Here is a 16,374-nt window from a genome sequence, read left to right as displayed (position 1 = left end):
AATTTTATGAGAAAAACAAAAATAGTTTGTACGATCGGACCTGCAAGTGAAAGCATTGAAAAGCTAACACAATTAATCGAATCAGGAATGAATGTTGCTCGTCTAAACTTTTCACATGGTGACCATGAAGAACATGGACAACGTATAAAGAACATTCGTGAAGCAGCCAAAAAAACAGGAAAAACAGTTGGGATTCTTTTAGATACAAAGGGTCCTGAAATTCGTACAAATAATATGGAGAATGGAGTGATTCAATTAACTCAAGGGTCAAATGTTATTGTGTCGATGAATGAGGTTCTAGGGACGAAAGATAAATTCTCTGTTACATATTCTGGATTAATTGATGATGTTCAAGTTGGTTCTAAAATCTTACTCGATGATGGACTAATTGGACTAGAGGTTACGGAGATACATCATGAACAAGGTGAGCTAGTAACCAGAGTAATGAATACAGGTGAATTGAAAAATAAAAAAGGTGTAAACGTACCTGGTGTTTCTGTAAACCTACCGGGCATTACTGAAAAAGATGCAAGTGACATTTTATTTGGTATCGAGCAAGGTATTGATTTTATTGCTGCTTCTTTCGTGCGTAGAGCTGCAGATGTACTAGAAATTCATCAGCTTTTAGAAGAGCGAAACGCCTCTCATATTCAAATTATTCCTAAAATCGAAAACCAAGAAGGTGTCGATAATATCATTGAAATCCTTGAAGTTTCTAACGGCTTAATGGTAGCGAGAGGGGACTTGGGTGTAGAAATTCCAGCTGAGGAAGTACCATTAGTACAGAAGGCTTTAATAAAGAAATGTAATGCACTTGGAAAACCAGTCATCACAGCCACTCAAATGCTAGACTCAATGCAACGGAATCCTCGGCCAACACGTGCAGAGGCAAGTGATGTGGCCAATGCGATTTTTGATGGAACGGATGCGATCATGCTCTCGGGTGAAACAGCTGCTGGACTTTATCCTGTAGAAGCTGTTCAAACAATGAATAATATTGCTTCCCGTGCAGAAACAGCTTTAAACTATAATGAAATTCTCTCTAATAGAAGCAAAGATTGTGAACACAATATGACAGATGCCATTGGTCAATCTGTTGCACATACAGCTATTAACTTAGATGTAAATGCGATTGTTGCTCCAACAGAAAGTGGTCATACGGCGAGAATGATTGCTAAATATCGTCCAAAAGCTCCAATCGTTGCCGTTACCGGTGATGATTCTGTATCAAGAAGATTAGCTCTTGTGTGGGGGGTCGTTCCTCAAGTTGGCAGAAGAGTGACAACAACAGATGAAATGCTTGATATGGCTGTGGAAGAGGGCATGAATTCAGGAGTCATCAAACATGGAGATTTAGTCGTCATTACTGCAGGTGTACCAATTGGAGAAACGGGAACGACGAACTTAATGAAAATCCATGTCGTTGGAGATATCTTAGCAAAAGGCCAAGGAATTGGGCGTAAAACCGCATACGGAAAAGTAGCCTTAGCAAGTAATGCTGCTGAAGCTCTTGAAAAAGTCACAGCTGGTTCAATCCTCGTGACAATTGGAAGTGACAAAGAAATGGTACCTGCAATTGAAAAATGTTCTGCTTTAATTACAGAAGAAGGTGGACTAACTAGTCATGCAGCAGTTGTAGGAATCAGTCTTGGAATCCCAGTCATTGTAGGTGTAGAGAATGCGACATCCCTTCTAAAGGATGGACAAGAAGTAACGGTAGACTCAGCAAGAGGTGTGATTTATAACGGTCATGCAAGTGTATTATAGAAGATGGTTTACAAGGAATCCGACATCTATTTTGTGTCGGGTTTTTTTTAGAGCTTTCTTGATTTGATTTGAGAGAATGCTCTTTCTTTAAGATCGTGGTGTCAGTCCCTCCCTATAAAAGGGTTGGCTTTTAGATGAAGATGTATGTCATTTTCGTTTATATAGGACTTTTTTTGGGAGTCTCCTAACGTGAGAGTGGTGAAAGGCGTAATCTAGGAGATGCTTTGAAGAGTGAGTATTTCATAGTTTTTTGGATAGTTGTATTTTTACGTTTTGAAATCTCTTGCTTTAATTTGAGTGTGTGCTTGGATATATGGAAAAGCACACTTCATAACGTCAGGATGCAAACATATGCTATAATAAAGAGGATTCCGTAGATACTGGAGGAATACATTATATGAGATATTTGGTTGCTTTACTAATTATCATTCCAGCGATGGAGATAGGGATATTGATCTTTTCTGGACAAACACTGGGAGTTATTCCGACGATTTTAATCATTATTGCAACTGGAATTATTGGAGCCTATCTGGCGAAACAACAAGGAATTGAGACTTTAAGAAGGGCTCAAGAAGAGATGAAATTTGGTCAGATACCTGGGGAAGCGATTATTGATGGTTTATGTATATTAGTTGGAGGGCTTCTACTTTTAACACCAGGATTTATTACGGATACAACTGGATTTTTACTCCTTGTACCACAGACAAGAAGAATCTTTAAGCCATGGATTATGAAGGTAGTTAAACGATGGATTGATAATCGAAATGTGATTATTTATAGATAACAGGAGACGAGCTCGCATTAGAGCTCGTCTTTCATTTAATTTATATATTATTTTTCTGCTGTTCTTCCTTTTATAAACTCCCAAATGTCCTTGAAAACCCCTGCACGATTTAATGTTTGTAATATGACAAGGGTAACAGGGCCAATAATTAGCCCGAGGAATCCGACAAGTTTAAACCCAACAAATAATGCTACAAGTGTAGCAAGTGGATCCAGACCAATACTAGATGATAGGACCTTTGGTTCCATTATCTGTCTTTGGACTACAACTATGAGATAAAGGACACTTAATCCGATAGCAAGACCAAGATCACCTGCAATGGCTTCGTAAATTATCCATGGAACGAATACAGCACCCGTTCCTAGATAAGGTAATATATCGACAAGGCCGCTAACAAGCGCAATGGTAATGGCATAATCTACTTTTAGGACTAGTAACCCTATAAGAACAATAACCGCTGTGATTGAAATAAGAGTGAATTGGGCTCTAATAAATCCAAATAAAGCCCTTTTCAAATCAATAAATACCTTTCGTCCACTAGAAACTGCTTTTCCAGGTAGATATTTAGAAAACCTGTTTGATAATTTATACCAATCTTTACTAATAAAAAAGGTAGCAAGTGATGCAAACACAAGTACTGTTGCTGCGTTTGGAATCCAAGAAATTAAGTTAGGTAATTTTCTAAAGAATTGCTGTAAAAAGTCACCTGCTGAAGAGGCAAAGCTTTGGCCAGCATTTTGAATGTTCTCGATAATAGTATTTTGTTGACCATCTTCAAGGTTATTGAACATCCCTGCTATTTGATGATACAGCGGGACCACTTGTGAGGCAACGAAGTCCTCAACAAACTTTACAAATGTGTCGACATGTCCGGGAATTTCATCTGCTAAATAATTTGCTCCTGAAACGATTTCTGCAATTAGAAGGGTAATTAATCCGACAAATATTCCAACTACTATGATGATTGAAATAAACGCAGCCCATGCTCTAGGAAGTCTCGCTTTCTTTTCAAGAAAATTAACGATTGGATTGATCAGAAATGCAATGGCAATGGCTATAATAAATGGATAGGTTACTTTAGATATGTAAAACAATGTTATAGCGGAAAGTACAATGACTCCAATAACAATCAAAAATCTAATCGTTCTGTATAAATATTCGAGATTCAAAAAGCTCCCCCCTCTATTACTACTTATTTTATATTTTATAAGACGTTTGAACATAAAAAAAGTTCCAAATGACATTATTTTTCTAGTATCCAAATGTTAATATGTTAGGATAATAAAGGTGTATGGAAGGATGGAATGATATGTTGTCACAACCTATGGTTTTTTTACTATTATTATTAGGAATTGGATTTCTTGCGAAAAATCAATCATTAATCATAGCCGCCTGTTTTTTAGTCATTGTTAAACTAGTCGGGCTTGATGATAAATTTTTTGGAACAATACAAGCGAAGGGGATTAACTGGGGTGTTACGGTCATTACAATTGCCGTATTAGTTCCTATTGCAACTGGCGAAATCGGATTTAAAGAGCTTATGGAAGCTTTGAAGTCTCCCTATGCATGGATTGCGTTAGGAGCAGGTATGGCGGTTGCCCTTATTGCCAAAAATGGTTTAACGTTATTGGCCAATGATCCTCATATTACAGCTGCACTAGTGCTTGGAACTGTCCTCGCGGTTGCTTTATTTAAGGGTGTTGCAGTTGGTCCTCTAATTGGAGCAGGAATTGCTTTTATGGCAATGAAGGCTTTTGAAATCTTTCAATAAAATTTAGTAAGGTTTCTTCTAGTGAACACTTATTTCATCATTAGGAGGACCTTTTAAATTAGTAGATGGTTGGAACCGCATTGGTTTTTCATCTAGATTTAAGATTCTATTCTTCATGCTGTCAACTCTCTAGCATATTTTGTGTAAGGAACTTAGACTGGTCATTAAACAATATGTTGCATATTTCTGAAATATATTTAATTATATGTTACGATACATATGGATGGTTATTTTTATAGGAAAGAATACTTACTAAAAGTAGAAAGCTATAGATGTTTATTTTTCTACTAAAATAATTTTGCTATAAAATAATGCGTTTTCATTCACAAAAGTCTGATAATTGTTTATAATAGGAATGTAAGCGCATCCCAAGCTCTGCATGGAAGTTTGTATTTATATGAGGCAGAGATTCATTTATGTATAACAGTTGAGCAACCGCTCAGAACGTTTTATTACTAGAAAAGCCTTTATCTATTTAATAGATAATTTTTTGAGGCATAAATTGCTCATATTTATAAGTGGGTAATGGATATTTAAATTAAAGGAGAGGTTTCTATGTCAACGACTCGCGGATTAGAAGGAGTTGTAGCAACAACATCATCTATAAGCTCTATTATTGATGATACCCTTACATATGTTGGGTATAATATCGATGATCTAGCAGAAAATGCTAGCTTTGAAGAAGTGATCTTTTTACTATGGCATCTTCGTTTGCCTACTCAATCTGAATTAGATGAGTTGAAAAAGCAGTTAGCAGAAAATGCTGCATTGCCAAAAGAAGTAATTGAGCATTTCAAAATGTATCCAATTAAAGATGTGCATCCTATGGCTGCGTTACGTTCTGCTGTTTCGTTATTAGGTTTATATGATGAAGAGGCGGACGTTATGGATGAAGAAGCAAACTACCGTAAAGCCATTAAGCTTCAAGCTAAAATGCCTTCAATTATAACGGCGTTTGCTCGCATTAGAAATGGTCAAGAGCCAGTTGCACCTAGAACAGATCTAGGTTTCGCTGCTAATTTCTTATATATGCTTTCTGGTAAAGATCCAGAACCTGTGGAAATCGAAGCGTTTAACAAAGCACTTGTTCTACATGCCGATCATGAACTGAATGCTTCTACATTCACTGCACGTGTTTGTGTAGCGACGCTTTCGGATGTATATTCTGGAGTTACTGCTGCAATAGGTGCTTTAAAAGGACCTTTACATGGTGGAGCAAACGAACAGGTTATGAAAACACTAACTGAAATTGGTTCTGTTGAAAATGTAGAGTCTGCTATCAGAAAGAAATTAGATAATAAAGAAAAGATTATGGGCTTTGGTCACAGAGTTTACCGTCAAGGCGACCCGCGTGCTAAGCATCTTAAAGAAATGTCTAGAAGACTTACTGAACTTAGAGGAGAATCTAAGTATTACGAAATGTCCACAAAAATTGAAGAGCTCGTAACCTCAGAAAAAAATCTACCACCAAATGTAGACTTTTACTCAGCATCGGTTTACCATAGCTTAGAGATTGACCATGACCTGTTTACACCAGTCTTTGCACTCAGTCGTGTATCCGGATGGTTAGCTCACATCTTAGAGCAATATTCAAATAACCGTTTAATCCGTCCTCGTGCTGATTATACTGGACCAGGAAAACAATCCTATGTTCCAATTGAAAAACGTGGATAAACGATAATTAATATTTACAAATCCTCTTATTATTGATGTAATTAATAATGGAGTAAGGGGGTTGATTCAGAAATGGATTCTTTATCCCTGGGTCAACCTCTTCATAATGAAAATGGAGGTCATACAAAATGTCACAAGGCGAAAAAATTTCAGTTCAAAACGGTCAACTTAATGTACCGAACAACCCAATCGTTCCATTTATCGAAGGAGACGGAACTGGTCCGGATATTTGGTCAGCGGCATCACGCGTATTAGATGCGGCAGTAGAGAAAGCCTATAAAGGTGAAAGAAAGCTTGTTTGGAAAGAAGTACTAGCTGGTGAAAAGGCATTTAACAAAACAGGTGAATGGTTGCCAAGTGAAACACTAGATGTCATTCGTGAGTATTTCATTGCGATTAAGGGGCCTCTTACAACACCTGTTGGGGGCGGTATTCGTTCATTAAACGTAGCACTTCGTCAAGAGTTAGATCTATTTACATGCTTACGCCCTGTTCGTTACTTTGAAGGAGTTCCATCTCCGGTAAAGCGTCCAGAAGATACTGATATGGTTATTTTCCGTGAGAACACAGAAGATATTTATGCTGGAATTGAGTATGCTAAAGGTTCTGAAGATGTGAAAAAAGTGGTTCGCTTCTTACAAGAAGAAATGGGTGTTAATAAAATCCGTTTCCCAGAAACTTCAGGTATTGGAATTAAGCCTGTATCTGAAGAAGGAACAAGCCGCCTTGTACGTGCAGCAATTAACTATGCCATCACTGAAGGGCGCAAGTCTGTTACTTTAGTACATAAAGGTAACATCATGAAATTTACAGAAGGCGCATTCAAAAATTGGGGTTATGAGCTAGCTGAAAAAGAATTCGGCGACAAAGTATTTACTTGGGCTCAATACGACCGCATTAAAGAAGAAGAAGGTCTAGACGCAGCAAATCAAGCTCAATCCGATGCAGAAGCAGCTGGGAAAATCATTGTGAAAGATTCGATTGCAGATATATTCTTACAACAAATTTTAACTCGTCCAGCTGAGTTTGACGTAGTTGCAACAATGAACTTAAATGGGGACTATATTTCTGATGCATTAGCGGCACAAGTTGGTGGAATTGGTATTGCACCAGGTGCGAATATCAACTATGAAACTGGACATGCGATTTTTGAAGCGACTCATGGTACTGCTCCTAAATATGCAGGTTTAGATAAAGTAAATCCATCTTCCGTTATCCTATCTGGAGTTCTATTACTTGAACATTTAGGGTGGACAGAAGCAGCGCAGCTTATTACAAAGTCAATGGAAAAAACGATTGCTTCTAAAGTGGTTACCTATGACTTTGCTCGTTTAATGGACGGTGCAACAGAAGTGAAATGTTCTGAATTTGGAACGGCTTTAATCGACAATATGGAAGTGTAAGGTTTAAATAGCTGAAGATTTTAACTGTATTTCATAGGGAGCTATCCCAATACAGTGATGTCAGTAACCACCATTTTAATATCTAGAAGTAACACTTTTACTCAACTTCTCGTTATGAACGTAAATGGTGGTTTCAAATCCCTGTAGGGACAGCCCTCTCCACATATGATAAGGGGGAAAATCAAATGGCAATTAAACGTAATAAAGTATCTGTTATTGGTGGAGGTTTCACTGGTGCTACGACTGCATTAATGTTGGCTCAAAAAGAATTAGGAGATGTGGTATTAGTAGACATCCCTCAAATGGAAGATCCAACAAAAGGTAAAGCCCTTGATATGCTTGAAGCAAGCCCAGTACAAGGTTTTGATGCAAATATCATCGGTACTTCTAACTATGAAGATACAAAAGATTCCGATATTGTTGTCATTACAGCGGGTATAGCGCGTAAGCCAGGTATGAGCCGTGATGATCTTGTTCAAACAAATCAAAAGATCATGAAGTCTGTTACCCAAGAAATTGTGAAATATTCTCCAGAATCCTATATCATTGTGTTAACAAATCCTGTAGATGCCATGACATATACAGTCTTCAAAGAGTCAGGTTTCCCGAAAAACCGAGTAATCGGTCAATCTGGAGTTCTTGATACAGCTCGTTTCTGTACATTTGTTGCACAAGAATTAAACCTATCAGTAAAGGATATTTCAGGATTTGTTTTAGGTGGACACGGGGATGACATGGTGCCACTTGTTCGCTATTCTTATGCTGGCGGTATTCCATTAGAAAAATTAATTCCTCAAGATCGCTTAGAGGCGATTGTTGAACGTACTCGTAAAGGCGGAGGAGAAATTGTTGGTTTACTAGGAAACGGCAGTGCTTATTATGCACCTGCTGCTTCACTTGTTCAAATGGTTGAAGCTATTCTGAAAGATCAACGTCGTGTGATTCCCTCTATCGCTTATTTAGAAGGAGAGTACGGTTTTAAAGGAATCTACTTAGGTGTTCCTACTATCTTAGGTGGAAATGGTATTGAAAAGATCATCGAACTAGAATTGACTGAAGAAGAGCAAGGAGCGCTTCAAAAATCTGCAGATTCTGTGCGTAATGTTATGGAAGTGCTTGCTTAATAGAAACTTTGGTGGAGGATGCCCCTAATTTAGGGGCATCCTCTATTTAGCTTTATTATTAAGAAAAAAGCGTTGTAATTTTTTTAAGAAAGGGGGCTCTTTTCTAATAGATAGTTGTTTCATAAATAGATTTTGTGAAAGCAAACCATCAATAAAGAAGTTGATTGGAGCGAGTACCCTTTCGCTGCAATCAATTGAAAAATAGCAACAAAGTTTATGAAAGCAGTCTAAAGAAAACGGTGCAGGTTTATTTATATACGAAAATGAAAAGTAGTTTTTATAGTTATGATTGCGTTATGCCAGGAGGGCAGAATCTGCCAATAAAAAAAATTTTACTTAACTCTAGTATATTATCGTTTGTATGGAGAGAATAAAAGTGGTATGATAAAAATATACAGATAATAAAGATTTTTCTTTTTATTCAAATTGTAAACGGTTACACTTGGAGGTGCTGACAACATGCTACTTGGAAAAAAAAGAAAGCTAGGTAGAAAAATTGAAGAAATGACTGTTGGTGAAAAATTAACATTGACTGAAAAAATAGAAGACAAGGATTTGCTTCTATATTTAGGGTTAACAAATGATTCTAACCCACTATATATTCAACATGATTATGCTTCACAAACTCCATTTAAAAAGCCTATTGTTCCTTCTGCTATGCTAACAGGAATCATTACATCGGCCATTTCAAAATATTTACCTGGCCCTGGATCGCAAGTTCTTAAACAAACAATTGAATTTCCAAAACCTGTTTATCATTACGCCACTATTCAATTTTTATTTGAAGTGAGTGATGTCCATCCTAAGTCACATGTGGTGACGATTGAGGTTCAAGCTACTAATGAAGAAGATGAGACCGTAATTAAAGGGACGATTGAGGTTTGCCCACCACATAAATTAGAAAAAATGAACGGTCATACCTTAGAAAACTTTTAATCGAAAAGATTATGATGATTTATATCAAAGAAGACTGATACATGCAAGTTGTATCAGTCTTCTTTTTGTCATCATTCGTTATTTATTGCTATTCTATTCTTATATGATTAGCTACGATTCCTTAAGCGGTATAGGAATCTACCATGAGTTTGTATTATAATAAGGATAACAATTAAATATTGGCTGGATGCAGGGGTTTTTAATTTATTTGGAACATGGAGGCACTAACGTCTATGAGTAAAAAAATTCTAGTAGTTGATGATGAGCAATCAATCGTGACATTAATCCAGTACAATTTGGAGCAATCTGGATACACGGTCCTAACAGCGAATGATGGTGAAGAAGGAAGAGATAAGGCAATGGAACAATCACCTGATCTCATTATTTTAGATCTTATGTTACCAAAAATGGATGGGATTGAGGTTTGTAAACAATTACGTCAACAGAAATTAATGACTCCAATCTTAATGTTAACTGCCAAGGACGACGAATTTGATAAAGTTCTCGGTTTAGAACTTGGTGCAGATGACTACATGACTAAACCATTTAGTCCGAGAGAGGTAGTGGCTCGAGTTAAAGCCATTTTAAGAAGAAGCCAGGCGGTAATTGAATCGACTAATCAATTAATAAGAGAACAGAAAGATTACCTTCAGGTGGGTGAATTAAAAGTTTATCCTGAACATTATGAGGCATATTTTCAAGGAAAACAACTAGAATTAACACCAAAAGAATTTGAACTTCTTCTTTTCTTAACAGAAAATAAAGGAAGAGTATTAACTAGAGATCAATTACTAAGTGCTGTTTGGAATTATGATTTTGCAGGCGATACAAGAATCGTAGATGTTCATATTAGCCATTTACGAGAAAAAATTGAATCAAATACAAAGAAGCCTACATATATCAAAACGATTCGTGGACTGGGTTATAAGTTGGAGGAGCCTAAGCTCTCATGACCAGATTTCGTAGTAAACTTTTGTTTGCTCTGATTACCTTAATCATCGTTGTATTAATTGGGTTAGGTTTATTATTAGGGCAAATATTTAAAAGCTATTATTTGAATACCTTTAATACTCGAATTGTAAAGGAAGCAAAGGTGCTTGCTAATCAAATGGAGGAAGTTGGTGGAATTCATAACATTAGTGAATCTTTCATTAAGGAAAATAGCCGTCTTCTTGAAGTTCGCCTAACAGTGACTGATCATAACGGGAGTATCATAAAGGATAGCGGGGCCCTCAAAAGTGCAAATAACAGAAAACAAGAAGAAAAAATAAAGAAAATTGCTTCAGATTGGGATCAATCGAAAAGACAGTCTCAATTAACAGCAGAGGGTCAAGAAATAAGATTTTATTGGCAGCCGCTTTATTCAAATGGAGAAAAGATAGATGGGCTATTAATCGTTAGTACGAAAATAGACGCACTTCAGCAAGAGTATCGTCAAATTTGGATTGTTCTTTCCGTGTCCTTAGGCATTTCGCTAATCGTCATTATCCTGCTTGGAATTCGGATTACAAGTCAATACACTAAACCTATTGACTCAGCTACAAAAGTGGCCATTGAGTTAGCAAAGGGAAATTATCGGGCACGAACCTACGAGGATCACTTAGATGAAACGAGTAATCTAAGTACTTCGATTAATATTCTCGCAAGGAATTTACAGGAAATGATTTCTGCTCAAGAAATGCAGCAGGACCGATTATCGACGCTCATTGAAAATATGGGAAGTGCCTTATTGTTAATAGATCATAGAGGATATGTCGTTCTCATTAATCGCGCCTACAAGGAATTTTTTGAAATCAATCCAGCTGAGTTCCTTAACAAAAGATATCACGAAGTAATCCTGAATTCAGAAGTCAATAAATTAGTAGAAGAAATCTTTATGACTGAACAGAAAATCAGGAAGCAACTTTTACTTCCATTAAAGATTGAACGTAGACATTTTGAAGTATATGGTGCACCCATTATAGGGACAAATGATAGATGGAATGGGATTCTAATCGTATTTCATGATATTACTGAGCTAAAGAAACTTGAGCAAATGAGAAAAGATTTTGTTGCTAATGTTTCGCATGAATTAAAAACCCCTATAACCTCGATAAAGGGTTTCAGTGAAACACTTCTTGATGGAGCGATGCATGATCAAAAGGCTTTGGAATCATTTTTAACGATTATTTTAAAAGAAAGTGATCGACTACAATCTTTGATACAAGATTTATTAGAACTATCTAAAATTGAAAAACAAGGATTTGAAATGTCTTTTCAACCAGTTGATCTTTCTCAAATAATTTCAGAAGTAGTGGCAATATTAGAAGGGAAAGCCCAAGAAAAAGAGATTTCTATTATTTTTAAACCAATCTCTTCATCTGTTGCCGAAGTCGACAGTTATCGCATTAAACAAGTGTTTATTAATCTCATTACGAACGCAATATCCTATACTCCGAATGGGGGAACAGTAGAGGTTAAGATGACTCAGGGTAACGAAAAAATCGTCATCACGGTAGCCGATAACGGAATTGGTATTGAACCTGAAGAAATTCCTCGAATTTTTGAGCGTTTTTATCGAGTTGATAAGGCTAGAAGCCGAAACTCAGGGGGGACTGGCCTTGGATTAGCCATCGTAAAGCATTTGATTGAGGCTCATAAGGGGACCATTGAGGTTACAAGTAAAGTCGATAAAGGGACAACCTTCACTGTTACACTTTTAAAAAATACCAAAATAGAACAATAAAGGATATATAAGTTTACACATCCTTTACATTAATTTCAATTCTCCTTAATAAATAGGTGTTATTATACATAGTGAAAACCCCTTCATCCAAGGAGCCAAATGGAAAGGCGAGAACTGACCCCGTTCTCGCCTTTTCTATTTTAAAAAAGGCTGTTTTTAAAAGGTTTGTTGTTACCTGAGATAAATCTGAAATATTTTAGAAGCATTGAGCAGCCTGACTACACGTAGACTCCTGCGGGAACAGTGGCCAAAGTGAAACCTCGCAGCTTCGCGAGGAGGCTCATGAGTCACCAGCGGAAACCGAAGTGTATTCAGGCTGCGGGTTAAATAACAACAATCATTACGAAAAAAGCCAAAAAAGGTATTGCTGATATTTTGATCGGTACAGCTTATAACCTATCTAGTCATGTATCCTATCATTTTGGATGGTAGCAATGTAATGGTTAAATGGAACAGCACTTTTTATGATAACCAACTTATACTAGCAAGCTTTTCAAGGATAAACAGTAATTGCTTATTGGAATGATAGAATGAAGGGAGGGACAGGGAGTATCTGCTTTTTAGGTAATCCCTGTTTTTTCTTTTCTCTACAGTCCATGATAAAATAGAATTAATAAACCCTCATTAAAGGAGGATACAAGATGTCAAAAAAATTAATGTTGATTGATGGAAATAGTATTGCTTACCGTGCTTTTTTTGCATTACCCCTATTGAACAATGAAAAGGGGATACATACAAACGCAGTTTATGGTTTTACAACAATGCTGCAGAAAATGCTTCAAGATGAGAAGCCTACACATATTTTAGTTGCCTTTGATGCTGGTAAAACAACTTTTCGTCATAAAACCTATGGTGAGTACAAGGGTGGCAGACAGAAAACACCACCAGAGCTCTCCGAACAATTTCCTTATATCCGAGAGCTATTAGATGCCTATAGTATTCCACGATATGAGCTTGAAAACTATGAAGCAGATGATATTATTGGAACCCTCTCTCTTCAAGCTGAGAAAGATGGGTATGAAGTGACGGTTGTTTCTGGTGATAAGGATTTAACACAGCTAAGCAGCAAAACAACAACAGTGAATATTACAAGAAAAGGTATTACGGACATTGAGGAATATACGCCTGAGCATGTTATGGAAAAATGGGAGATTACACCTGAGCAAATTATTGATATGAAAGGGCTAATGGGGGACAGCTCTGATAATATTCCAGGAGTACCAGGTGTTGGTGAAAAGACTGCTATTAAGTTATTAAAACAATTTGAAACGATAGAGAAATTAATGGAGTCCCTTGACGAAGTAAGTGGAAAGAAATTAAAAGAAAAGCTAGAGGAGAATAAAGACCAAGCTTTCATGAGTAAAGAGCTTGCTACGATTTTACGAGAAGCTCCTGTCGAAATATCTTTAGATGAACTTACTTTTAATGGACCGCAAGATGATAAGCTAAGAGAAATTTTCCGAGAGCTAGGTTTCAACTCCTTATTAGAGAAAATGGGAGAGAATCCTGAAAGTGAAGTAGAAAAGAACCTTCAAGAGATCAAATTTGACATTATTAATGAAATTACAGAGGAACATCTTGCTACAGAGAATACCTTATATGTGGAAGTATTTGAGGAGAATTACCATGTTGGCGAGATCATTGGATTTGGTTTACATAATGAGAAGGGAACATTCTTCTTTTCACCAGAGGTTGCTCAAAATTCACCAATATTTGCTGAATGGGCTAAAGATGAAAATCAACGAAAATCAGTGTATGATGCAAAACGTTGCATTGTCACGTTGAGAAGGCTTGGATTAGACCTGAAAGGTATTGAATTTGATTTACTAATTGCGTCCTATATATTAAATCCATCTGAATCAGCCGACGACTTTGCTTCCATTGCTAAACGACACGGAGCTTCCGTTATACAATCAGATGAAGCTTTCTATGGGAAAGGTGCAAAACGAAAAATACCAGAGACTGCTATGGTTGCAGAGTACCTTTCCAGAAAAGCTCTAACCATAAGCGAGCTTGAGAAAAGCTGTATCGAGGACTTGAAAGAAAATAATCAACATGAACTTTTCTCAGAGTTAGAGCTCCCCTTAGCACTAATATTGGCTGAAATGGAATTTACAGGTGTCAAAGTCGATATTAAGAGATTGAAAGGAATGAAAGAAGAAATTGCTTCAAGGCTTGAGGAAATAGAGAAGAAGATCTATAAGCTTGCAGGGGAGAACTTTAATATTAACTCTCCCAAGCAGCTTGGAGTCATTCTTTTTGAAAAATTAGAGTTGCCTGTTGTGAAAAAAACCAAAACGGGGTATTCCACGTCTGCAGATGTTCTAGAAAAACTTCAGTCGAAGCATGAGATTATTGAATATATCCTTCATTACCGCCAACTTGGTAAACTGCAATCTACGTATATTGAAGGATTACTAAAGGTAATTCATAAGGATTCAAACAAGGTTCATACACGGTTTAACCAAGCTTTAACACAAACAGGTAGATTAAGTTCGATCGATCCTAACCTACAAAATATTCCAATTCGATTAGAGGAAGGAAGAAAAATTAGGCAGGCTTTTGTCCCTTCCAAAGAAGATTGGGTTATTTTTGCAGCCGATTACTCTCAAATTGAACTACGCGTACTCGCTCATATTGCAAAAGATGAGAAGCTATTACACGCATTTAAAGAAAATCTTGATATTCATACAAAAACGGCTATGGATGTCTTTCATGTAGAAGAAAAAGACGTTACCTCTAATATGAGAAGGCAAGCCAAAGCGGTTAACTTTGGAATTGTTTACGGGATTAGTGATTATGGTCTTTCGCAAAATTTAGGAATCACTAGAAAAGAAGCGGGTGAATTTATTAATCGTTATTTTGATAGTTATCCAGGTGTAAAGGAATATATGGAGGAAATTGTTCAAGAAGCTAAACAAAAGGGATATGTTACCACACTCCTTCAAAGAAGAAGGTATATTCCTGAAATAACGAGTCGAAATTTTAATATTAGAAGCTTTGCTGAAAGAACGGCAATGAATACACCAATACAGGGAAGTGCAGCTGATATCATTAAAAAAGCGATGATTGATATGGCCGAAGAACTTGTAAAAGAAGGTATTCAAGCAAAGCTGCTATTACAGGTCCATGATGAGTTGATCTTTGAAGCTCCTAAAGATGAAATTGAAACTTTGAAGAAATTGGTTCCGAAAGTGATGGAGAATGCATTATCATTAGATGTTCCTTTAAAAGTTGATTTCTCCTATGGTCCTACATGGTACGATGCAAAGTAAAGATGGGAGGTTTGAATATTGCCGGAGCTTCCAGAAGTAGAAACGGTCCGAAAAACACTTATCGAGTTGGTGAAAGGGAAAACGATTAAAGAAGTAACCGTTTTTTGGCCGAAAATCATTAAACACCCGGTTGAAGTGGATGAATTCAAGACACTTCTTCAAGGTGAAACCATTGAAACCGTTAATAGACGAGGAAAGTTTCTAGTCTTTTATACAAACCATTTCGCACTAGTATCTCATTTGCGAATGGAAGGTCGTTATGGTTTATACGATCCGGATCTAGAATTAGAACCACATACACATGTGATTTTCACATTTACAGATGGAACAACCTTACGCTATAAGGATGTTCGAAAGTTTGGAACGATGCATTTATTTAAAAAGGGTGAGGAGGAGTCGTATCTCCCCCTTAGTCAGTTAGGTCCTGAGCCTTTTTCAAAGAATTTCACTGCAGCATATTTGAAACAGAAGCTGCAAAAGACAGAAAGAATCATTAAGGCCGTCTTACTTGATCAGAAGGTGGTTGTAGGTCTTGGAAATATTTATGTAGATGAGGCTTTATTTAGAGCGGGCATTTTACCCGATCGAAAAGCAAAATCATTAAAAAGCAGTGAGATACAAAAACTGCATGCTGAAATTATTTCAACATTGAATGAAGCAGTTCGGCAAGGGGGAAGTACAATTCGTTCATATGTCAACTCCCAGGGGCAGATCGGAATGTTCCAACAACTTCTGTATGTTTATGGTAAAAAAGGAGAAGCGTGTAAAAGATGTGGAGCAGTAATAGAAAAAATCGTTACTGCTGGTAGAGGCACGCATTATTGCAAGAAATGTCAAAAGTAAAAAGATGATTTAACATTATATAAGCTCCTTCCATATACTATCTTACCGATTTTTTTGGAAGGAGCTTACCAA

The 16,374-nt window shown here is 36.8% G+C and carries 12 protein-coding genes; 11 read left to right on the top strand and 1 reads right to left on the bottom strand.

Going from position 1 to position 16,374, the window contains the following annotated elements:
* The first annotated feature begins 6 nt into the window (after positions 1-6).
* Both pyk and JOC86_RS07110 read left to right on the top strand, forming a co-directional pair.
* A complete protein-coding gene (pyk, locus tag JOC86_RS07115; RefSeq protein ID WP_205169496.1) occupies positions 7-1,767 on the top strand; it encodes a pyruvate kinase in 1,761 nt (586 codons plus the stop codon).
* Between the two features lie 397 nt (positions 1,768-2,164).
* Complete coding sequence (locus tag JOC86_RS07110) at positions 2,165-2,551, top strand: FxsA family protein (RefSeq protein WP_205169494.1); 387 nt, start codon at positions 2,165-2,167, stop codon at positions 2,549-2,551.
* Positions 2,552-2,598: 47 nt separating this feature from the next.
* Here JOC86_RS07110 and ytvI read toward each other — a convergent pair whose 3' ends face one another.
* Positions 2,599-3,720 (bottom strand): sporulation integral membrane protein YtvI, encoded by a 1,122-nt coding sequence (gene ytvI / locus JOC86_RS07105; RefSeq protein WP_205169492.1) that lies wholly within the window; start codon positions 3,718-3,720, stop codon positions 2,599-2,601.
* 140 nt (positions 3,721-3,860) lie between these two features.
* Between ytvI and JOC86_RS07100 the strand changes: the two genes are divergently transcribed.
* From JOC86_RS07100 to mutM, 9 genes are all read left to right on the top strand, one after another.
* A complete protein-coding gene (locus JOC86_RS07100) occupies positions 3,861-4,322 on the top strand; it encodes a DUF441 domain-containing protein (protein WP_205169490.1) in 462 nt (153 codons plus the stop codon).
* A 555-nt stretch (positions 4,323-4,877) separates the two neighbouring features.
* Positions 4,878-5,996: a citrate synthase gene (gene citZ, locus JOC86_RS07095; RefSeq protein WP_205169488.1), complete on the top strand. Its 1,119-nt coding sequence runs from the start codon at positions 4,878-4,880 to the stop codon at positions 5,994-5,996.
* Between the two features lie 128 nt (positions 5,997-6,124).
* Positions 6,125-7,399 (top strand): NADP-dependent isocitrate dehydrogenase, encoded by a 1,275-nt coding sequence (gene icd / locus JOC86_RS07090; RefSeq protein ID WP_205169486.1) that lies wholly within the window; start codon positions 6,125-6,127, stop codon positions 7,397-7,399.
* Positions 7,400-7,584: 185 nt separating this feature from the next.
* Positions 7,585-8,523, top strand: a complete 939-nt coding sequence (gene mdh / locus JOC86_RS07085; protein WP_205169484.1) for a malate dehydrogenase — start codon at positions 7,585-7,587, stop codon at positions 8,521-8,523.
* A gap of 459 nt (positions 8,524-8,982) precedes the next feature.
* Positions 8,983-9,459, top strand: a complete 477-nt coding sequence (locus tag JOC86_RS07080) for a MaoC/PaaZ C-terminal domain-containing protein (protein WP_205169483.1) — start codon at positions 8,983-8,985, stop codon at positions 9,457-9,459.
* Positions 9,460-9,692: 233 nt separating this feature from the next.
* Positions 9,693-10,412, top strand: coding sequence for a response regulator transcription factor (locus tag JOC86_RS07075; RefSeq protein WP_205169481.1), 720 nt, complete (start codon positions 9,693-9,695; stop codon positions 10,410-10,412).
* A complete protein-coding gene (gene pnpS / locus JOC86_RS07070; protein ID WP_205169479.1) occupies positions 10,409-12,184 on the top strand; it encodes a two-component system histidine kinase PnpS in 1,776 nt (591 codons plus the stop codon). Before JOC86_RS07075 ends, pnpS begins: the two co-directional genes overlap by 4 nt.
* 641 nt (positions 12,185-12,825) lie before the next feature.
* Entirely contained in the window at positions 12,826-15,459 is a 2,634-nt protein-coding gene (gene polA, locus JOC86_RS07065) for a DNA polymerase I (protein WP_205169477.1), read from the top strand.
* Positions 15,460-15,477: 18 nt separating this feature from the next.
* Positions 15,478-16,302, top strand: a complete 825-nt coding sequence (mutM, locus tag JOC86_RS07060; RefSeq protein WP_205169475.1) for a DNA-formamidopyrimidine glycosylase — start codon at positions 15,478-15,480, stop codon at positions 16,300-16,302.
* Positions 16,303-16,374: the final 72 nt, after the last annotated feature.

It is taken from the genome of Rossellomorea pakistanensis (assembly GCF_016908495.1).
GTDB classification, from domain to species: domain Bacteria; phylum Bacillota; class Bacilli; order Bacillales; family Bacillaceae_B; genus Rossellomorea; species Rossellomorea pakistanensis.
This window is presented reverse-complemented; position numbering and strand designations above follow the sequence as displayed.

What these genes read in the sequence shown, in the direction of transcription:
- pnpS (WP_205169479.1), top strand. Translation starts at nt 10,409, where the DNA reads ATGACCAGATTTCGTAGTAAACTTTTGTTTGCTCTGATTACCTTAATC.
- JOC86_RS07110 (WP_205169494.1), top strand. Translation starts at nt 2,165, where the DNA reads ATGAGATATTTGGTTGCTTTACTAATTATCATTCCAGCGATGGAGATA.
- icd (WP_205169486.1), top strand. Translation starts at nt 6,125, where the DNA reads ATGTCACAAGGCGAAAAAATTTCAGTTCAAAACGGTCAACTTAATGTA.
- pyk (WP_205169496.1), top strand. Translation starts at nt 7, where the DNA reads ATGAGAAAAACAAAAATAGTTTGTACGATCGGACCTGCAAGTGAAAGC.
- polA (WP_205169477.1), top strand. Translation starts at nt 12,826, where the DNA reads ATGTCAAAAAAATTAATGTTGATTGATGGAAATAGTATTGCTTACCGT.
- JOC86_RS07075 (WP_205169481.1), top strand. Translation starts at nt 9,693, where the DNA reads ATGAGTAAAAAAATTCTAGTAGTTGATGATGAGCAATCAATCGTGACA.
- citZ (WP_205169488.1), top strand. Translation starts at nt 4,878, where the DNA reads ATGTCAACGACTCGCGGATTAGAAGGAGTTGTAGCAACAACATCATCT.
- JOC86_RS07100 (WP_205169490.1), top strand. Translation starts at nt 3,861, where the DNA reads ATGTTGTCACAACCTATGGTTTTTTTACTATTATTATTAGGAATTGGA.
- mdh (WP_205169484.1), top strand. Translation starts at nt 7,585, where the DNA reads ATGGCAATTAAACGTAATAAAGTATCTGTTATTGGTGGAGGTTTCACT.
- JOC86_RS07080 (WP_205169483.1), top strand. Translation starts at nt 8,983, where the DNA reads ATGCTACTTGGAAAAAAAAGAAAGCTAGGTAGAAAAATTGAAGAAATG.